General features: G+C 50.1%; 17 protein-coding genes and 2 tRNA genes. 6 read left to right on the plus strand and 13 right to left on the minus strand.

From position 1 onward, the window contains the following. Positions 1–150: 150 nt before the first annotated feature. The 5 genes from EVJ34_RS05540 to EVJ34_RS05560 form a co-directional block, all read right to left on the minus strand. A complete protein-coding gene (locus EVJ34_RS05540) occupies positions 151–759 on the minus strand; it encodes a superoxide dismutase (protein WP_128122266.1) in 609 nt (202 codons plus the stop codon). A gap of 84 nt (positions 760–843) precedes the next feature. Beyond that, positions 844–2313 carry an alpha-amylase gene (locus EVJ34_RS05545; RefSeq protein WP_131484924.1) on the minus strand — a complete coding sequence of 490 codons (1470 nt, stop codon included), beginning with the start codon at positions 2311–2313 and terminating at the stop codon, positions 844–846. 125 nt (positions 2314–2438) lie between these two features. Then, a tRNA-Ile gene (locus EVJ34_RS05550) sits at positions 2439–2512 on the minus strand. Positions 2513–2516: 4 nt separating this feature from the next. Next, a tRNA-Met gene (locus EVJ34_RS05555) sits at positions 2517–2593 on the minus strand. Between the two features lie 108 nt (positions 2594–2701). Beyond that, positions 2702–4345, minus strand: coding sequence for a Na/Pi cotransporter family protein (locus EVJ34_RS05560; protein WP_131484925.1), 1644 nt, complete (start codon positions 4343–4345; stop codon positions 2702–2704). A gap of 182 nt (positions 4346–4527) precedes the next feature. Between EVJ34_RS05560 and EVJ34_RS05565 the strand changes: the two genes are divergently transcribed. Beyond that, positions 4528–5004, plus strand: a complete 477-nt coding sequence (locus tag EVJ34_RS05565; RefSeq protein WP_236634592.1) for a hypothetical protein — start codon at positions 4528–4530, stop codon at positions 5002–5004. Between the two features lie 12 nt (positions 5005–5016). Here the strand turns inward: EVJ34_RS05565 and EVJ34_RS05570 are convergent, their stop codons facing one another. Beyond that, positions 5017–6648 (minus strand): methyl-accepting chemotaxis protein, encoded by a 1632-nt coding sequence (locus tag EVJ34_RS05570; RefSeq protein WP_236634593.1) that lies wholly within the window; start codon positions 6646–6648, stop codon positions 5017–5019. Positions 6649–6919: 271 nt separating this feature from the next. On the opposite strand from EVJ34_RS05570, the gene ispG reads away from it, so the two are divergent. Next, positions 6920–8041 carry a flavodoxin-dependent (E)-4-hydroxy-3-methylbut-2-enyl-diphosphate synthase gene (ispG, locus tag EVJ34_RS05575; protein WP_021065716.1) on the plus strand — a complete coding sequence of 374 codons (1122 nt, stop codon included), beginning with the start codon at positions 6920–6922 and terminating at the stop codon, positions 8039–8041. Positions 8042–8112: 71 nt separating this feature from the next. Beyond that, positions 8113–8694 (plus strand): 5' nucleotidase, NT5C type, encoded by a 582-nt coding sequence (locus tag EVJ34_RS05580; RefSeq protein ID WP_131436675.1) that lies wholly within the window; start codon positions 8113–8115, stop codon positions 8692–8694. A gap of 31 nt (positions 8695–8725) precedes the next feature. Here the strand turns inward: EVJ34_RS05580 and EVJ34_RS05585 are convergent, their stop codons facing one another. The 4 genes from EVJ34_RS05585 to EVJ34_RS05600 are packed head-to-tail and all read right to left on the minus strand — an operon-like array spanning position 8726 to position 12194. Next, a complete protein-coding gene (locus tag EVJ34_RS05585; RefSeq protein ID WP_131484926.1) occupies positions 8726–10123 on the minus strand; it encodes an NAD(P)H-hydrate dehydratase in 1398 nt (465 codons plus the stop codon). Positions 10124–10178: 55 nt separating this feature from the next. Continuing rightward, a complete protein-coding gene (locus tag EVJ34_RS05590; protein WP_131436679.1) occupies positions 10179–10589 on the minus strand; it encodes a Fur family transcriptional regulator in 411 nt (136 codons plus the stop codon). Beyond that, a complete protein-coding gene (locus tag EVJ34_RS05595) occupies positions 10576–11439 on the minus strand; it encodes a metal ABC transporter permease (RefSeq protein WP_131484927.1) in 864 nt (287 codons plus the stop codon). Before EVJ34_RS05595 ends, EVJ34_RS05590 begins: the two co-directional genes overlap by 14 nt. Then, positions 11436–12194 (minus strand): metal ABC transporter ATP-binding protein, encoded by a 759-nt coding sequence (locus EVJ34_RS05600; RefSeq protein ID WP_131436683.1) that lies wholly within the window; start codon positions 12192–12194, stop codon positions 11436–11438. The genes EVJ34_RS05595 and EVJ34_RS05600 overlap by 4 nt, the downstream gene beginning before the upstream one ends. A 189-nt stretch (positions 12195–12383) precedes the next feature. Between EVJ34_RS05600 and EVJ34_RS05605 the strand changes: the two genes are divergently transcribed. From EVJ34_RS05605 to EVJ34_RS05615, 3 genes are all read left to right on the plus strand, one after another. Next, positions 12384–13916 carry a Ppx/GppA family phosphatase gene (locus EVJ34_RS05605; RefSeq protein WP_131484928.1) on the plus strand — a complete coding sequence of 511 codons (1533 nt, stop codon included), beginning with the start codon at positions 12384–12386 and terminating at the stop codon, positions 13914–13916. Then, complete coding sequence (locus tag EVJ34_RS05610) at positions 13913–16078, plus strand: RNA degradosome polyphosphate kinase (protein WP_131436687.1); 2166 nt, start codon at positions 13913–13915, stop codon at positions 16076–16078. Before EVJ34_RS05605 ends, EVJ34_RS05610 begins: the two co-directional genes overlap by 4 nt. Before the next feature lie 92 nt (positions 16079–16170). Then, positions 16171–16341, plus strand: coding sequence for a DUF1427 family protein (locus tag EVJ34_RS05615; RefSeq protein WP_021065708.1), 171 nt, complete (start codon positions 16171–16173; stop codon positions 16339–16341). 34 nt (positions 16342–16375) lie between these two features. On the opposite strand, the gene EVJ34_RS05620 is transcribed toward EVJ34_RS05615, so the two are convergent. The 3 genes from EVJ34_RS05620 to EVJ34_RS05630 all read right to left on the minus strand — a co-directional run bounded on the left by EVJ34_RS05620 (position 16376) and on the right by EVJ34_RS05630 (position 19277). Further along, on the minus strand, positions 16376–16969 hold the full coding sequence (locus EVJ34_RS05620) for a hypothetical protein (RefSeq protein WP_236636651.1): 594 nt from the start codon (positions 16967–16969) through the stop codon (positions 16376–16378). Next, positions 16941–17843, minus strand: coding sequence for a deoxyribonuclease IV (locus EVJ34_RS05625; protein ID WP_131484929.1), 903 nt, complete (start codon positions 17841–17843; stop codon positions 16941–16943). Before EVJ34_RS05625 ends, EVJ34_RS05620 begins: the two co-directional genes overlap by 29 nt. Before the next feature lie 81 nt (positions 17844–17924). Beyond that, complete coding sequence (locus EVJ34_RS05630) at positions 17925–19277, minus strand: DEAD/DEAH box helicase (RefSeq protein WP_330857571.1); 1353 nt, start codon at positions 19275–19277, stop codon at positions 17925–17927. Between the last annotated feature and the right edge of the window lie 31 nt (positions 19278–19308).

Below are 19308 nucleotides of genomic sequence, written 5' to 3' on the forward strand. Positions count from 1 at the left end.
CCTGATTCGTTTCTTCTATAAGTATAGGTGACATATATGTCGATGATCTTTCTATTTTTAGACTCGATTTTCACTATATCATAATTTGTTTACAAATTAATGAAATGTAGAAAAAATCCCGAGATTCATGAGAATCCCGGGACAGTGTCATTATTTTGCGTCGGCGTAGAGCTTCGCGACGTAATCCCAGTCGATGACATGGAAGAACGCTTGGATATAATCCGGACGACGGTTTTGGTAGTTCAAGTAGTACGCATGCTCCCAAACGTCAAGACCAAGGATTGGCTGAACGCCTTCCATGATCGGTGAATCTTGGTTTGGTGTCGATGTGACTTCGAGCTTACCATTTTTCACGACGAGCCAAGCCCAACCAGAGCCGAAGCGAGTCGTTGCCGCTTTCGTGAACTCGTCTTTGAAGGCATCGAAGCTGCCGAACGCTTCGTCGATGGCAGAAGCGAGTTCGCCTGTCGGTGCGCCGTTCTCATTTTTCTTCAACAATTTCCAGAAGAATGAGTGGTTCCAATGACCGCCACCGTTGTTGCGGACCGCTGTTTGAATGTCAGCAGGAAGTGAATCGAGATTTTGAAGCAACTCTTCGAGTGAAGAGTAGTTCACGTCTTTTCCTTCGAGTGCATTGTTCACGTTCGTGACGTAAGTGTTGTGGTGTTTCGTGTGGTGGATTTCCATCGTGCGTGCGTCAATGTGTGGTTCAAGTGCATCGTATGCGTAATCAAGTTGTGGTAATTCAAATTTAGCCATAACTAAAATCCCCCTTAAAATTGGTTTGAACAACGTTCGTTCTAAATGTAACAGATTTGTGACGGCTGACTCAATTGTAATGCTTCACTCGACGTCTTGTTCTGGCAACGCCCATACCGAAATCGACCCTGCCGCCACTTTAAATACCCCTTTTCCGTCTTTATCAATCTCGACGACCTCATCGACGGTCTGCGTCAAATCGACCCATTTCTCACCGGCTCGATGTTCACCGACGAACATCTGTTTCTCCGCTTCGTCGTTATTCGAGATAATGACGGCACAACCTGAACGCTCGATCTCCTCGCTGCCGTGTCGGACCCAGCCGATGACGTGCTCGTTATCGAAGTAGTCGTCTTGTTGACCGTACGCTTTTTCACGTCGGGCGTAAAGAAGCGGGTCGATGGCCGGCTTTTTCCCTTCGGCCGGGTGTGGACCGTTGATGCCGTAGTAATCCCCATAGAAGACACATGGATAACCGTCTTGGCGGAGCAAGATTAAGCCGTAAGCACTCTGTTTGAACCAATCTTCGACCCATGACTCAAGCGCCTCGGCAGGTTGTGAGTCATGGTTATCAACAAACGTGACTGAGTGAAGCGGGTGGGACTGGACGAGTGTGTCATCGAAAATTGTCCGCAAATCGAACGACGCCCCTTCAATCGAAGCCCGTTGCAAGTTGTAGTGGAGCGGTACGTCGAACAAATCGACGTGGTAGTCAATGTTGTCTAAAAACTCGCGACATGATTCGAGTTCAGACTTCCAAAACTCACCGACCAAGTAGAAGTTCTCGCCTTTTTCGGCTTTCATTGTCTGACTGAATTCTTTGACGAAATCATAGTTGATGTGTTTGATCGCATCGAGACGGAAGCCGTCACACTTCGTCTCCTCGATGAACCATTTGCCCCAGCTGAGCACTTCTTCTCGCACTTCCGGGTGATGATAGTCGATATTGGCGAACATTAAATAGTCATAGACGCCAAACTCATCGTCGACGTTATCGTTCCACTTTTTATTCTCACCTAAGATGAAGAAGATGCCGCTCTTGTCGTTCGCGGCGTCATAATCCGTCCCGTTGAAATGATGGAAGTTCCATTTGAACGATGAATATTTATCATTTCGTTCTTTATAATCAAACTTCGTCCAGCCTTTGATTTCAAACGGTTCTTCCGACAATACGTTCGTCCGGTCTTCCGGGTCGACTTCTAACACGTCGAACTTCTCGGTCGCATCGGCGCCTGCTTTATGGTTTAAAACGACATCCATATAGACTTGCATCCCAAGCTCTTGGGCGTGTTTCGTCGCTTCGAGCAATTCTTGCTTCGTTCCATATTTGGTGGCGACCGTTCCTTTTTGGTCAAACTCGCCTAAATCATACAAATCATAGACACCATATCCCGTATCCTCATCACTTTGACCTTTTGTGACCGGTGGCAACCAAAGTGCGGTGATTCCTGCTTCTTTCAATTCAGAAGCACGTTCTTTCAATCGCTTCCAATGCTTTTGGTCAGCCGGGACATGCCATTCAAAAAATTGCATCATCGTATGATTTCGTTCCATCTCGCTTCGCCTCATTTCATATTTTTCAAAAAACAAAATGCTAACGGATATTTACCCATGACTTCGGATTTGAAAACTAAAAATGAAAACAAAAAAACAGCTTTCATCTGAAAGCTGTTCACAAATGGACCCTGTAGGACTTGAACCTACGACCGGACGGTTATGAGCCGTCTGCTCTAACCAGCTGAGCTAAGGGTCCTAATTGGTAGCGGCGGAGGGAGTCGAACCCACGACCTCACGGGTATGAACCGTACGCTCTAGCCAGCTGAGCTACACCGCCACGTTGTTATACAGTAATAATATACTGAATGCAGGCGTCACTGTCAATCAAAAGTCACATCTAACCAAAAAGTCCCTCTGGCTCGTGTGAACCAGAGGGACCGTTCGATTACACGATTCCTTCGTTTGCATCTTCAAGCGTGATTTCTGTGATGTTCATAGCGTGGTCACCGATCCGCTCCAAGTTTGAAAGCATATCGACGAAGAACATCCCCGCTTGACCGTCACACTCGCCTGTATTCAAGCGGACGACGTGGTTTTTACGGAATTGACGTTCAAGCATATCGAGTTTCGCTTCCATCTCGATGACTTGACGTGCTTCGACCATATCTCCGCTCGCGAGCGTCTGAAGCGATTTCTCGAGCGTGGCACGTGTCAAATCGTACATCTCTGTCAACTCTTTTTGCGCTCCGGCCGAGAGTGTGATGCGCGTTGCTGTCTTATAGTCAATCAACTCGATGATATTTTCAACGTGATCACCGATTCGTTCGATATCGTTGATGGCATGCATGAGTGTCTTGTGTTCTTGTGATTCTTGTTCTGTCAAATCGACAGCGGCAAGTTTCACGAGATAGTCTGTAATTTTAGCATTCAATGAGTTGAGCGCGTCTTCAATGTGCGCCGACTTCTCGGCATGTTTCTTATCGCCCGTCGTCATGTAATTACGCGCCTCATCAAGTCCAAGTTTTGCGAAATCACCCATACGGATCACTTCAAACTTCGCTTGCTCGACGGCAATCGATGGTGACTGTTGAATAAAGATCGGATCCAAGTGTTGTGCTTTCGTGTCGACAATTGAATCTTCACCTGGTACGAACTTCGTCACGATCCATGCGATCGTTCCGATGAACCAGAACTGGATGAACGTGTTGACGACGTTAAACGTCCCGTGGGCGAAGGCGATCTGCATCTTGTCTTCGATTGCTAAGAGATTTGTGATCCAGTAAATGTATTGCGTGAACGGAATCAACAAGATCAAGAAAATCGCTGTCCCAATCAAGTTAAAGATGACGTGGGCTGCTGCCGCACGACGGGCCGCGACCGAGGCACCAATCGAAGCAAGGATCGCCGTGATCGTCGTACCGATATTATCCCCGAACAAGACCGGGAGTGCCGCGTCGAGTTGGATTGATCCACCTGCATATAATTCTTGCAAAATCCCGATCGTCGCAGAAGACGATTGGACGATGACCGTGAACACCGTACCGACGATAACACCTAGGAACGGGTTGTCACTCATCGATTGCGTCAAATCGATGAAGTATTCGCTCGAGCGAAGCGGCTTCATACCACTTCCCATGAGTTCAAGACCGTAGAACAGCATCCCGAAACCGAAGAAGATTTGACCTAAATGTTGCAACTTCTCTTTTTTGAAGAAGAAAAGGAGAACCGCACCGATAGCGATAATCGGCAACGCGTAGGCGCCGACATCGAAACCAATGATAAACGCGGTTACTGTCGTCCCGATGTTCGCCCCCATGATGACCCCGATTGCTTGACGGAGCGTCATGAAGCCGGCGCTGACGAGACCGACCGTGATGACCGTTGTACCTGAGGATGATTGAATCAAGACCGTTACAATGATCCCGGCTAGTACTCCGAGGAACGGATTCGATGTATACTTATCAAGGATGTCGCGCAGGCGGTTACCTGCTGACTTTTGAAGGCCGTCTCCCATCGACTTGATACCGAAGAGGAAGATCCCTAATCCTCCAAAAAACATGAATAACATTTCTTGCAAATTGTATTCCACGATTTTTGTACTCCTTTTGATTGTGAATTAGTTGTGTTTGCTTGGTTTTTTATTGCCCTACTCATTATGCCCGCATCCCCCATTCGATGTAAACAGGTTTAATGTTAAGGTTTTATTAAACCACTGTATGAATTATGTGTGTTTTTCGATTTTTGTACTATAACAGATAGGGGTTTGATTTTATGTTCCAAACGACGTCACAGTTTCTACGCCACACCCTGTACCCGACCAAGCAAGCGTTACGCCTTCGCCTTGCCCCGCTCCACGCCTATATGTTGGCAAGTCTCGTCTTGACGGTTGTGGTCACGTTGCTCGATTACATCGTATTACAGCCCGATTTCTTTTGGCCGATGTGGATGTTTTTACATGGCTTCGCCATCTTCTTCTTCTATATGGTGTTCGTCGCGCTCAGTGCCCTTCTCGTCCAACTCTTCACAAAATGGCGCACGAAGAACAAATGGCCGTATCGACAGGCTTGGCCGTATGCGGTCGCGATGACGATGATCCCAGTCCTCTTCCTCGTCATCTTGTACCATGCTGCTCCTCCATTGACTTGGCTCGGTGTTCTCTTGTCATTCGTTTACTTGATTGTTCCGTTGCGTCACATCCCCATCAAATTGAAGTCATCAAAAAAGCCGGATCACGCGCGCATGCGTTGAACCGGCTTTTTCTTATAGGGTCGGGGCCAAATCAGATAATACGGTTTGAAGCCGTTGACTTTGGTTGCCTAAGTCGACCCCTGCGCCTTGTAACGTCTGTTGCACGTCCGACCAACCCTCGACGCCCTCATATAATTCGTCTAATTTACGTTCGAGTGCCACACCGACTTCTTTTAATTGCTCATTTGCTTCCGCCATATGTAGTAATTGATGTCCCGTGGCGGTCGTTTGCTCGGTGATGGATTGGAACTGCGTCATTTGCCTTCTCACTTCATAATCGATTGTTTCAATCCCGCCTTCAACACGGTGCAACGTCTCACCCAAATAAACGATATCCTCTTCGAAGTGCTTCATCTCATTAAATATCTCGGCACGCTCCAAGCGAATGGCTTCAATCGCAGCTACGGCTGATAGTGTCGACTCATTCGTGATTTTCGCCAACTGTCCGACCTCATGGGCGACGACGGCAAATCCTTTCCCATGTTCCCCAGCTCGCGCCGCTTCAATCGAGGCATTGAGTGCCAACATCTTCGTCGCCGCCGCAACGGACAAAATCTTCTGAAGTGCGTCATCCGCCTGTTCAGACGTTGCTTCACTTTCTAATAACCGGTTTTGAACCGCACTCGCTTTTCTTGCGAATCGCTCGCTTGCACCTTTGACGGTCGAGAATGATTCAATCTCTGTCCTGATCGTCTGTTTCAACGCCTCGGCCCGCTGATCAACCGAACTAATCTCTTGTTCGAGCGAACGGACGTGTTCTGCCAAATCTGTAAAGCGATGCGTCGATTCGTTCGTGAATGACTGATATGACTGACTCGTCGACGCGACCGTTGCGGCAACTTGTTTGAATCCAGTCACTTGCTGTTGATTTGCTTCCAGTTGTCGCATAAATACAGGAAGGCTCGATTCAAAAGCGGTCGACGTCTCGAGCATTGTCATCAACGAACGTTTCCATAGCCCGATAAACGTATTGTATTCTCGTTCCAAACTTCTCATCTCAAATGATTTTGCGTGAAGTTCGACCTCTGAGAACGAACGCGTGGCGACTGACTCGCGAAGCCGTACTACAAATGCCGTCAACGGTTTGAGCTCTCGTCGGATCATGAACGAGAATAAACCGATCATCATGACGAGCATGATGGAGATGGCGACGAGGACGAGTTCTCTCAAATTCCACATCGTGCCGAGCACCGATTGTTTGGTGACGACAATCGCATAATGGGCTTTCAACTCGGGAATCGGTGCCGTTACGATAAACACGTCTTTTTGTTCGCTCACACTCACATCGTTCGATATGATGTCGTCGATACGATTCATGAACCGATCCTCGACTTGTCGACCGCTCAATTGCTCGATTTCTGTGTCGCGCAATAAATATTGACTGGCTTCTAGACCATCCCCTGATAAAATAGAAGCCTGTTGCATATACATCGACTTCAACGCCCGGTTCAACACTTTTTCATTCGCGACGTACGCTCCATATGTCGTCTTGACCGTCTCTCGGACGACGGTTGCTTCACGATGTAGCCGTTTCTCAACTTCGCTCGTCAACAACTGCTCCGCTTTCAAAGCGAACCATCCGAACACAGTTAAAAAAAGGGCGAGCATGACCGGCATCAACGTCCACAGCAAGCGACGGCTCATCGTCCTCTCCTTCTGTTGATTCCTACTCCATATTCGTTTCAATCGTTCAAACATTATACATTCCACCTTTTCAGACGTCATTTCTCTGAATATATCGGTCTTCAGACGGTGGAAAATTATAAAGCATCTGTTAAGATAACGTTAGCGTTTTGTAAGAGCACACCGATCAAGCGCTTGCCGGGTGCTTTTTTACAAACATTTCGTTATGATAATAAGGAAACCACTCATCTTAAATCGATTGGAACCTTTCCAAAAGAAGGAGATTACGTATATGTCAGAAATTTTGCATCGTTCATTAACCCGTCCGATCCGTGTCGGCAACCTCATCATCGGTGGATCCAACGAAGTCGTCATCCAGTCGATGACGACAACGAAAACCCATGACGTTGAAGCGACTGTCGCTGAGATTTTGCGCCTTGAAGAAGCGGGCTGCCAAGTCGTCCGCGTCGCTTGTCCGGATGAGCGCGCGGCTGACGCCCTCGCTGAGATTAAGAGCCGCATCAACATCCCGCTCGTCGTCGATATTCACTTCGACTATAAACTAGCGCTTAAAGCCATCGAGAGCGGTGTCGATAAGATTCGCATCAACCCGGGTAACATCGGTCGTCGTGAGAAAGTCGAAGCGGTCGTCAACGCCGCTAAGGCGAAAGGCATCCCGATTCGCATCGGTGTCAACGCCGGCTCACTCGAAAAGCAATTCCTTGAGAAGTATGGTTATCCGACAGCCCAAGGAATGGTCGAGAGTGCCATGCATCACGTTAAAATCTTAGAAGACCTCGGCTTCTATAATACGATTATCTCGCTCAAGGCGTCTGACGTAAACTTAGCCCTCGAAGCATACACGCTCGCGGCCAAGACGTTCGACTACCCGCTCCACGTCGGGATCACTGAATCAGGCCCGCTCTTCTCAGGGTCACTCAAGTCAGCGGCCGGTCTCGGGGCAATCCTTTCGCTCGGAATCGGTTCGACCGTTCGCGTCTCGCTATCTGACGACCCGGTCGAGGAAATCAAAGTCGCCAAAGAAGTGCTCAAATCGTTCGGTCTCGCGGCCAATGCGGCGACGCTCATCTCGTGCCCGACATGCGGCCGCATCGAAATCGATTTGATTTCGATCGCGAAAGAAGTCGAAGAGTATATCCAAAACATTAACGTCAACATCAAAGTCGCTGTCCTTGGCTGTGCGGTCAACGGACCGGGTGAAGCACGCGAAGCCGATATCGGCATCGCCGGTGCCCGTAACGAAGGCTTACTCTTCCGTCACGGGAAAATCATCCGTAAAGTGCCGGAAGCTACGATGGTCGAAGAGTTGAAAAAAGAAATCGACGCTATCGTAGCCGAAAAATTGGCGGCTCGTGAACTTGAAGAGCAAGAGCTCGCCAACCAATCCAACTAATCCTTCGCCCGCTCGGTTGCAACCGAGCGGGCTTTTGGTACAATAGGGGTTATGAGCAAGGAGGGACGAAGATGCACATTGGAATTGACCTCGACGGAACCGTCACGGATCCGCAAAGTTGTTTTCATTATATGAATGAGGCACTCGGATACGCGATCGACTTTCACCAGGCGACCGAATACGAGTTGCATACGTATACAGATATGACACAAGAAGCGTTTTGGCGTTTCATGATCGAACAAGGGCACGAGGAAGCGATTTATCGTCGCTCACTTCCGCATTCTGAAGTGAACGCCGTCTTATGGAGCATGCGTCAGGACCATCGCATTCATTACGTCACGGCCCGGAGCGAGGCCGTACGCGCCGTTACCGAGGAGTGGATTCGACAGCATGAGCTCCCACTCGACTCCCTCATCATGACAGGGAGCCATGACAAGGTCGGTGTCGTCAAACAACTCGATCTCGATCTGTTCATGGAAGACCGCTACGAGAATGCGATTTCCATCCACGAGCAGACGTCGATCCCGGTGCTGTTGTTCGATGCCCCCTATAATCGGAAACCGCTACCGACCGGTGTCAAGCGAATCTCGTCTTGGAACGAGGCCCAGCATATGGTGCGCCACTTGGCGACGACGAATTCAATCACCATTTAAAAAAGAGGAATCCCGAGTGGATTCCTCTTTTTTAAATGCGTCCGATTGCTTCGATGACATCAGTCGCAAGCACGCTCGCGGGATGCATCTGTTGGCTCGCCTCACGTGCCGCGAGCGCATGCCAAAGCACCGCTTGTTCGTTCGGGCAGGTTTCGGTTTTGATTCGGTCTGTCCTTGCCCAAAGTGCGAGCAACATCCCAGTCAGCACATCGCCGCTCCCACCTTTTGAGAGGGCCGCGGCCTCGACCGTATTGACCGCTCCCGTCCCGTCTGGTTTCACAATAAGCGTATGCGTCCCTTTCAGGATAAGATGAATCCCGTGTTGGCGTGCGAAGTCTGACGCGATACGGAACCGATCTGCTTCAATCTCGGCGACAGATCGCCCCGTCAAACGAGCGAACTCCCCCGGATGCGGCGTCAACGTGAGCGGTCCACTTGCCTCGAGGTGGCTCGTCGTCAAGGCGCCTGCATCGACGATGAGCGGCTTTGATTGACGGTGGACGGTTTGCCATAGTCGGTCCAATCGTTCATCATCGACGAGGCCTGGCCCAATCGCTGTGGCCGAATATTCCTTGTCTGGTACTTCATCCATGCCATAATACATCGCCTCCGGTAAGCTCGAGGCCATGATATTCGCTTCCGGCGGGATGGCCAAATCAAGTAAACCTAGCCCGGTCCGAAGCGCCGATCGAGCCGCCAAGAACGGGGCACCGATCAAATGGCGACTCCCACCAATTAAACGACCGTGTCCATACGTATTTTTATGACTGTACAAATCCCGCTCGAGCAGGACGCGATCAAAATCTGAAGCCGTCAACACGCGCCATGTTGACGTGTGTGGCAGCCCGATATCGACGACCTCGACCGTACCGTAATAGGAAGCGGTCCGTTTTAAAAAAGCGCTCCGTTTATGGCCGTGGAGCGAAAACGTCATGTTCGCCTCAACCGCGTGTCCGTCAAAGTTGATTGCGTCGTCACTCGGAACACCGGACGGGACATCAACGGCCACGATAGGCGCTTGTTGCTCACGCATCCATGAGATGACCTCTCTTGGCGTTCCAGTGACTGGCCCATGAAAGCCTACCCCGAATAAGGCATCGATGACGTGATCGGCATCATGCGGCTCATGAGTGACCGTAACGAACCCTCGCGCGTACGTCGCGTGCTGTTTCGCCTCGTCCGACTTTGGATTGCCGAACGGGGCATAAACGGAGACCGTATAACCTCTCTGCGCCAATTCCCGTGCTATGACCCAACCGTCTCCTCCGTTATTACCAGCACCACAGACGACGAGGACGGACGATTGTGGCGGGAAGATCAGACGCGCCGCTACAGCTGACGCTGCCCGTTCCATCAAGACATCCGCCGGCATCCCTTTCCGGAGCGCCGCCTCATCGGCCTGCTTAATCTCGGTTGCTGTGTAAATCATCTCGACTCCCCTCTCCTGATTCGACAAAAAAGGGATTGTCGACACAATCCCTTTGTCACTTACATTGTTTACAATACCCATAAATCTCAAATTTATGATCGACGACTTCAAAATCAGGATCGAGCGTCTCGACGTAGCGCATCGGACAGAGCTCGAGTAACTTCGTTTTGCCGCAACCGCGACAAATGAGATGGTGATGGTGATGATTAGCGCCGCACGTGACGCGGAACGCCTTCTCTCCGTTCAACTCGGTCGCTTCAAGCAAACCTTCTTCAGCGAACGACTTCAAGTTGCGGTACACCGTGTCAAAACTCATCGTCGGATGTTTCGAGCGCATATAGTCGAGGACATCCTTGGCACTGACGTAACGCTCTTCCGCCGCGAGAAAGGCAAACATCTCGATTCGTTTCGGTGTCACTTTAAGCGACGACGATTGCAGACGGGTCAACTGTTCAGTTTCCTTCATAACGAACCTCCTTTTTTCGAGCGAGTCCAATCCGTTCGGCCAACATGACAATCGCTAAAATCATGACGGCGAGCAAAACGATGACACCACCCGGGGCAACATCGAGCTCGTAGGCGAGCACGAGCCCACCAATCGTCGCGACCTCACCGAACACAATCGACCAAACAATCGTCTGTTTAAAGCTGTTCGTGAACCGGAGTGCGGCCGCGACCGGTAGCGTGATTAGACTCGAGACGAGAAGCGTACCGACGATGCGCATGCTGACAGCGATGACGAGTGCGACGACGAACATAAACAACACATGGAGCATCGTACTAGGCAGGCCTGACACTTTCGCCTGCTCTTCGTCGAACGATAAAAATAAGAGCTGTTTATAAAACACGATGATGACGAGTAACGTAATCCCGGCCACCGATAAAATCAACCAAATATCCGATAGACTGACAGCCGAGATGGAACCGAACAACAATGTCGACAAATCGATGGAAAACCCGCGCGACAGCGAGATAAAGATGGCACTGAGTCCCATTCCAGCAGACATCATGATCGGAATCGATAGTTCTTGGAAGTGCACATACTTTCCGCGGAGCCAATTGAGGCCGAGCGCGGCGAGCACGGATACGAGTGTTCCGAGATAAAGCGGGTTCAAGTCGCTGAACAATAAGATGTATTGTCCGAGAAACAGACTGAACGATATTCCGGCAAGCGTCATGTGTGAGAGCGCGTCGGCAATCAAACTCATTCGTCTGACGACGACGAACGAGCCGATGAGCGGTGCGGTGAATCCGATGACGACGGCTGCGATGAACGCATAACGTAAAAAGCTGTACGTGAAGAGATCGGTGATCATGACGTACCTTCGTGGACGAGCACTTTGACCGGATATGGCTTAATCGCGGTCCACTCCCCGAGCTCACTATACTCTTTCAACCCGCAATTGCATGCCATCCGCCCACGGTCGAGATGGACGACTTTTGTGACGAGGTCCGTGACGACGTTCAAGTCGTGCGTCACGAGAATGAATGTGCACGTCGTATGTTCACGCAACAAATGGAGCACTTCGTAGAAGTCGCGCAAATGTTTTTGGTCGACTCCGACCGTCGGTTCATCCAAAATGAGCAAATCTGGCTGATTGACCATGGCCCGGGCGATAAAGACGCGCTGTTGTTGCCCACCTGACAGACTGCCGATCTTCCGATGCCGAAACTGCCACATATTGACCGTCTCAAGTGCGTTCTGAATGGCGGCTTTGTCTTCGACGTTCAACCGTTTGAACAACCCGAGCCGTCCATAGCGCCCCATGGCTACGACTTCCTCGACTGTCACTGGAAACCCCGAGTTAAACGACGCGGCTTTTTGGGAAACGTAACTGATACGGGACTTGTCTTTAAACTGGCCTTGAGGGCGGCCGAACAGCTCGACCGAACCGGTTTGTGGCGCTAATAGGCCGAGGATGGTCCGGATCAATGTTGATTTACCGGAACCGTTCTCCCCGACGACGGCAACGAAGTCGCCTTGGTGTATGTCGATGGAAACGTCCTGTAGCGCGGCGGTCCCATCGTAATGATAGGAAACATGATCTAGTTTTACGACAGATGTCGTCATAAGCTACCCTTCTCTCATATGATAAATCGTAATCATTTCTACTTGCTTGGCGTCTGTATTATACAGAATATTAGTCGACGCTTCAAGTATGTGGCGATGGGAGGAAGCCGAAGGGCCATCTTTATGAAATCAATATGTCTTTTTAAGATCTTCGTTGTACACTAGAGATAACGCAGAGGGGGTTTTTCCGTGGAGAAAAAGCTAGCAGTCATCGATATCGGATCGAACTCGATTCGGAACGTCATCTTTGAAGTAAACGGATACGGCCAGTATTTCGAGCGGCTGAACGTAAAAGAAGTGGCCCGGTTATCGAGCCACATTACCGAAGACAACGAACTGTCCGATGTCGGCATCGAGGCGCTCATCGAGACGCTCGATCATTTCAACCGTTTGAACGAACATCATGAAGTGAAAGAAGTGCTGCCCGTCGCGACGGCCGCCATTCGTAATGCCAACAATTCCGACGCCATTTTAGAAGAAGTACGACGCGCAACGGGCATGGAGATTCGCCTGTTGAGTGACTATGAAGAAGCGTTTTATGGCTATTCGGCTATCATCAATTCGACGTATATCGAAGATGGATATTCGGTCGACATCGGTGGTGGTTCGATGGAAGTGACATACTTCAAAGACCGTGAACTCGTCTTCTATCACAGCTTTCCATTCGGAGCGGTCACATTGACCGAGGATTTTATGGAAGGCGACGCACTCACGAAAGACGAACGCAAGCACCTCATCTCATTTTTAAAGAAATCGTTCAAAGATGTGGACTGGCTCGTACCACACGGCATCCCACTTGTCGGAGTTGGTGGAACCGCTCGAAACCTCGTCCGAATCGAGCAATCATTATCTATGTTTCCGCTTGAAGGCATCCATCAATATACGATTGGAACCGACCGTCTGCATGATGTCGTCGATGAACTCATTCAAATGTCGAGTAAACAACTCGGTCGACTCGACGGGTTGTCGAAAGACCGCATCGATATCATCGCCCCGGCCGTGACCGCCATCGATGAACTGGCGAAGTATTTGAAAGTACCTGAGTTCATGATGAGCAACAACGGGTTGCGTGAGGGCTTATTCTACGAATATTACTTAAAAGAAAACAATCGTGTCCGCTTCGGCGACGTCAAAGAAGAAAGTTTCCGTCACTTCGAGAAACAGTATGACGTCGATCCGATCCGGCACAAACATTTAATTCATTTGGCCCGCCAAATCTATACAGGTCTAATCGAGACGAAAACGATCAAACCGAAACCGTTCGAACCCGGCCTGTTAGAAGGGGCCTGTCGCCTCGCCTATGTCGGGGAATATATCGACCACAACAATAAAAGTGACCATACGTTCCACTTGATCACGACGAATGACTTCAAAGGGATGAACAACGAGGACCGACTCGCACTCGCCTTAGTGACATCATATAAATCGCGGCGCCTGCTCGAACAACATATTGAGGGCTTCCCCGAATGGTTCGATTCAAAAATGCTGAAGAGCTTAGAGTTGCTCGGCTCGATCGTCAAGCTCGTCGACGCATTCGACTTGACCGAACGACAAGTCGTCGAAAACATCGACGTCGACGCGACAGACGACGGGCTCGTCTTCACGCTTCATACGAACACGTCGCCACGATTTGAACTGCAGCGTGGCATTCGCCATAAAAAACATCTTGAACGTGCCATTGACCAATCCATCGAGTTACGTGTAGAGGAGAGAGATTTATGACCGTCTATTTACCCGAACACTTCAATAACCGTGAACTCAGCTGGCTGAGCTTCAACGAACGTGTCCTACAAGAAGCGATGGACGAACGCAACCCGCTCATGGAACGGTTAAAGTTCCTTGGAATCTTTAGTTCGAACCTTGATGAGTTTTATATGGTCCGTTTTGGCGGATTGAAAGACGAGGTACTCGCCGGGTTCAATCGCCCGGAAGACAAAGCCGGTTTGACACCAAAACAGCAGATTAAAGCGATTTCGATTAAAGCGCAAGAACTCGTCGAAGTTCAATACGCGACGTATAAAAAAATCATCAAACAGCTCGCTTCGGAGAATGTACGCTTTTTACGGCCAAAACATTTGAACAAAGAGCAACTCGACTTCGTCAAGCTATATTTCCGGACTCACGTCTTCCCGGTCTTGACACCAATCGCCGTCGACGCCTACCGTCCATTCCCGATGCTGTTGTCTAAATCACTCAATATCGCCGTTGAGATCTCCTCGACCGATGAAGGCAAGAAACGACTCGCCCTCGTCCAAGTACCGGCCGTATTGCCGCGTTATCTCGAGCTTCCGACCGAGGATGAGGAACATACGGATTTGATGTTGCTCGAGGACGTCATCATCCAGTTCATCGACTCGTTGTTCAAAGGTTTTGAAGTCGAATCGACGATGCCGTTCCGAATCACCCGTAACGCCGATATGCCCTTCCACGAGGAAGGAAGCCGTGACGTGCTTAAACAAATTGAAAAAGAGTTGAAGAAGCGGCGCTATGGTGTCGCGATTCGCCTTGAGGTACAGCAACGGTCGCTCAGTAAGGAGCTATTGTTCATGCTCCAGGACGTGCTTGATTTGCACGACCGTGACATCTTCCTCGTCGACGGTCCGATCGACTTGACGTTCTTATTCGGAGTTTACAATAAAATCGGCATCGAGTATGACGACATGATCAACGAGACGCTCATCCCGTTCGTCCCGGAAGGACTCGAGCCAGGGAAAGACTTGTTCCAAGCATTACTCAAACAAGACTACTTGCTCCACCACCCGTTCCATTCGTTCGATCCGGTCGTCCGTTTTATCGCTCAAGCCGCCAAAGATCCGAACGTGCTCGCAATCAAGCAGACGCTCTATCGTGTCTCAGGCGATTCTCCAATTATCAAGGCGTTGACCGATGCCGCCGAGAGTGGGAAACAAGTGACCGTCCTCGTCGAATTGAAGGCCCGGTTCGACGAGGAGAAGAACATCCAATGGGCGAAACAACTCGAGAAGGCCGGCGCCCACGTCATTTATGGCTATAAAGAGTTGAAGACCCATTCGAAAATCACGCTCGTCGTCCGTATTTTAGAAGGTGGAGTGTTGCAACGGTTTCTCCATCTCGGTACCGGTAACTATAACGACTCGACCGCAAAACTGTACACGGATATCGGCTTGTTGACGACAAATGAAGAGCTCGCCGAGGACGCGACCAATTTCTTTAACTGGCTCTCGGGCTACGGCGAACGGCCATCGTGGCACAAGTTCGAGACGTCACCGGACGACATGCATGATTTCTTCCTTCAAAAGATTGACGAAGAGATTAAATTGCACGAGAAATACGGGAACGGCCGGATTGTCGCCAAGATGAACTCGCTCACCGACAAACCGATTATTACGAAACTGTATGACGCCTCGCAGGCCGGGGTCAAAATCGACTTGATCATCCGTGGCATCTGTTGTCTGCGTCCGGGCATTAAAGGTATCTCAGACAACATCCGTGTCGTCTCCATCATCGACCGGTACTTGGAGCATTCGCGCATCTTCTACTTTTATCAAAACGGAAAAGAAGACTTGTATTGCTCTTCAGCTGACTGGATGACGCGTAACATGCGCAAACGAATCGAAATTTTGTTCCCGATCCTTGACGCGGCACATAAATCGTATATCAAAGACATGCTCGCGCTTCAACTCGTCGATAACGTGAAGGCTAGAATCCAGCGCGCCGACGGCAGCTACGTCTATTTGAAACAAGAGGCCGGACAAGAACGGATTCAATCGCAAATTATCATCCATCAATATACGGGCGGCCGTTGGAACAATATCCCGAGCGTGTTTGAGCGTGAACCGTCGAACTGGGCCGAACGAGAAGTTCTTCGCTTACGGGCTGAAAACGAGAAAATGACAGATGACTGATGTTAGACTTCTCAAATGAGAACGAACATTGTATAATGAGTTCGGTTACCTGTTAGTAAAGCGTTTTCATCTCGATTATGGAGGAATCATTCATGCAAGAAATCTTATTGTCATTGCTCGCTGGTCTCATTTGTGGCATGATTTTCACGGCCTTGAAGTTGCCGCTCCCTGCCCCGCCGGTTCTACCGGGCGTCATCGGCATCTTCGGCGTGTTTCTTGGAATGAAAGTATACCAATTCGCACTTGCGAACTGGCCATTTTAATTCAAAAAAAAGAAGCCCTCGGGCTTCTTTTTTTCTATAGATTGTAATGTCTCGCTTTATGACACGTCGGGCAGAGCCACGTACCGCTCCCTGCCTCGAGATGATACTCCATCAGACGAACCCCGATTTGACCGTAGCGGCTTAAATCATCTCGACAATCCATACAGACAGTCGTCGGGGCAAGCCGATTCGTCGCTTGCTCTTCGGCGAGATGGGTCGCAAACGTTTCTCTCGTCCATTTACGCGAGGGCACCCGGTAACCTTGCTCCCATTTGGTACGGATGACGGCGTCCGTATCTTCCTCATACATACCTGATTGAAGCAACGGATGATGGAAATCAAGGCCGATCACATCGACGAGGCTATACGCCTTCACCACTAGTCCCGCTTCCGTTCGCCAATAACGGTCAGCCGGGCGCTCGGTCATCTCAACGAGCATCACTTCGACTTCGGCCACGATCCCGTATCCAGTGATTTCTATCCAAGCTGTCCCCTCATCGTGCCGACCTTCCACGTAAAAAGGGCTCATTTCTTGATAATATGTCGGAAGCGCGGACCAGACGTCGTAGTCGTTCGGATCGATTCGGATGATGCTCATGTCACTGGTGCGCGAGCATGAACTGTTCACGCCATTCGGCATCGAATCGGTTCGCCCGGAACATCTCGATCTCTTGCTTGTACGGTGCGACTTTTGTCTTCTCACTGATCGGGATATATGGCGTCTCTAAAATCTTCGGCAAGTGGGTGAACGCCTCATGGTGGATGATCCGGTTCAACGTGTCGAAGCCGATCTCCCCGTAGCCGATATTCTCGTGACGGTCTTTCTTCGCACCGCGCACGTTCTTCGAGTCGTTGACGTGGATGACACCGAGACGGTCCAGTCCGACGATTTGGTCGAACTGCTCGATGACACCATCCAAATCGCCGACGAGGTCGTAGCCTGCGTCATGGACGTGACACGTGTCGAAGCAGACCGACAACCTGTCATTATGTGTCACCCCGTCGATAATGGTTGCGAGTTCTTCGAACGTCTTTCCGAGTTCGCTGCCTTTTCCGGCCATCGTCTCGAGTGCGATTTTGACGGTTTCGTCCCCCGTGAGCACTTCATTTAAGCCTTCGATGATGCGAGCGAGTCCAACGTCTTCACCTGCTCCGACATGCGCGCCGGGATGAAGGACGACGTGACGTGCGACTTGCAGCGCCTCGGCCCGTTTAATCTCGGCGGCCAAAAACGAGACGGCGAGTTCGAACGTCTCCGGTTTCGTCGTGTTCCCTAAGTTGATGATATACGGGGCATGGACGACGATCTCGTCGATGTCGTGCGCTGCCATGTGGACAAGCGCCGCCTCAATGTTCAAATCCTCGATCGGTTTGCGCCGCGTGTTTTGAGGCGCACCCGTATACACCATCATCGTGTTGGCGCCGTATGAGACAGCTTCTTCACTGCCTGCGAGCAACATCTTCTTACCGGATACAGAAACGTGGGAACCAATTTTTAACATAGTCATTTCTCCTTCATTCTCATCTGTCCTTAGTGTACACAAAAAGAAGAATCGACTCCACGAAGTCGATTCTTCTTTTATTTAGCGTCGGTTCTTTTTACGAACTTCGCGACGTTCCTTACGTTGGCTCTGCATATGCTCACGTGAGGCCGTCTCTTTCAATTTATACTTGAACTTCTTCTTATAACCAGGTTTGACTTTTTTCTTCGCCTTCTTGATTTCGCCCGCCATCCGGCTGTGCGCCGTTTGCGAAACTTTCATCTTCCGGTCGGTTGTGCGGCGTTTGCGTGTCTTGATCTCTTGAAGCGATCCGTTTTTCAAATCGACATGCTTGAACGTGAAGCCACGCTCTTCGAGTCGATTGATTGGACCGTTCTCGTGATCTTCATACAACGTGTACGCTTCACCAGTCTCCCCAGCGCGGCCCGTACGGCCGACACGGTGCGTATAGAAGTCGAGGTCTTTCGGAATCCCGAAGTTGATGATGTGCGACACACCTTTAATATCGATGCCGCGCGCCGCCAAGTCGGTGGCAATCACGAACTGATATTTCGCGTCGTTGATGTCTTTAATCGCTTGCTTCCGACGACGGGCCTGCATGTCGCCATGAAGCGTGCCGACGTTAAGTCCAGCCTCGCGGAACGACGTCTCCAACTCATCCGCATCTTGTTTCGTGTTCGTGAACACGAGACAGACGAACGGGTTGATCGCTTTTGCGATGTCGACCGTCAATGCCTTACGGTCACGGTGACGGACTGGGATGACGTGGTGTTTGATTTTTGGTACGACACGGTGCTCTTCACTCGCTTCCGCGTAGCGCGGGTCATGCAAATATTTCTTCAAGAACGGCTGTAACTTCTCAGGGATTGTCGCTGAAAAGACCATTGTTTGAAGTTTCTCTGGCAATGCCTGTGCGATGCGGTCGACTTCAGGCAAGAAACCCATGTCGAGCATTTGGTCGGCTTCGTCGACGACGAAGTGTGTGACTTTGTGCGGGAATAACGCTTGGACTTTCATCAAGTCGAGTAGACGACCCGGTGTCCCGATGATCAGTTGTGGTGGGTTTTTCATCTTGTCGATTTGTCGTTCCCGGTCAGTTCCTCCGACAATCAGACTTGTTTTAATGTAGTCCGGCTGTTTGACGAGGAGTGTTTTCAACTCTTCGTGAATCTGCCAAGCGAGTTCGCGCGTCGGTGCGACGACGATGGCTTGGACCGATTCTTCTTTCGGATCGATCGCTTCTAAAATAGGTAAGAGGAACGCAAGCGTCTTCCCCGTCCCGGTTTGTGATTTCCCAATGATATCGCGGCCATTCATCGCAGCCGGAATAATCCGGGCCTGAATGTCCGTCGGTACTGTGATGCGCTTTTCTGTCAAGGCATCGACGATAAACGGTAACAATTTGAACTGTTGGAAGCTGTTCAATCGATACACCTCCTGTTTCTTTCCACTTTTCCTAGCATAG

The organism is Exiguobacterium sp. SL-9 (genome assembly GCF_004336985.1).
Lineage (GTDB): Bacteria > Bacillota > Bacilli > Exiguobacteriales > Exiguobacteriaceae > Exiguobacterium.

Bases quoted from the DNA above. Each gene is read 5' to 3' on its own strand.
- EVJ34_RS05585 (WP_131484926.1), bottom strand. From the start codon at position 10,123: ATGATTTACACAGCAACCGAGATTAAGCAGGCCGATGAGGCGGCGCTC.
- EVJ34_RS05545 (WP_131484924.1), bottom strand. From the start codon at position 2,313: ATGGAACGAAATCATACGATGATGCAATTTTTTGAATGGCATGTCCCG.
- EVJ34_RS05570 (WP_236634593.1), bottom strand. From the start codon at position 6,648: ATGAGCCGTCGCTTGCTGTGGACGTTGATGCCGGTCATGCTCGCCCTT.
- ispG (WP_021065716.1), top strand. From the start codon at position 6,920: ATGTCAGAAATTTTGCATCGTTCATTAACCCGTCCGATCCGTGTCGGC.
- EVJ34_RS05590 (WP_131436679.1), bottom strand. From the start codon at position 10,589: ATGAAGGAAACTGAACAGTTGACCCGTCTGCAATCGTCGTCGCTTAAA.
- EVJ34_RS05615 (WP_021065708.1), top strand. From the start codon at position 16,171: ATGCAAGAAATCTTATTGTCATTGCTCGCTGGTCTCATTTGTGGCATG.
- EVJ34_RS05600 (WP_131436683.1), bottom strand. From the start codon at position 12,194: ATGACGACATCTGTCGTAAAACTAGATCATGTTTCCTATCATTACGAT.
- EVJ34_RS05625 (WP_131484929.1), bottom strand. From the start codon at position 17,843: ATGTTAAAAATTGGTTCCCACGTTTCTGTATCCGGTAAGAAGATGTTG.
- EVJ34_RS05540 (WP_128122266.1), bottom strand. From the start codon at position 759: ATGGCTAAATTTGAATTACCACAACTTGATTACGCATACGATGCACTT.
- EVJ34_RS05610 (WP_131436687.1), top strand. From the start codon at position 13,913: ATGACCGTCTATTTACCCGAACACTTCAATAACCGTGAACTCAGCTGG.
- EVJ34_RS05565 (WP_236634592.1), top strand. From the start codon at position 4,528: ATGTTCCAAACGACGTCACAGTTTCTACGCCACACCCTGTACCCGACC.
- EVJ34_RS05595 (WP_131484927.1), bottom strand. From the start codon at position 11,439: ATGATCACCGATCTCTTCACGTACAGCTTTTTACGTTATGCGTTCATC.
- EVJ34_RS05580 (WP_131436675.1), top strand. From the start codon at position 8,113: ATGCACATTGGAATTGACCTCGACGGAACCGTCACGGATCCGCAAAGT.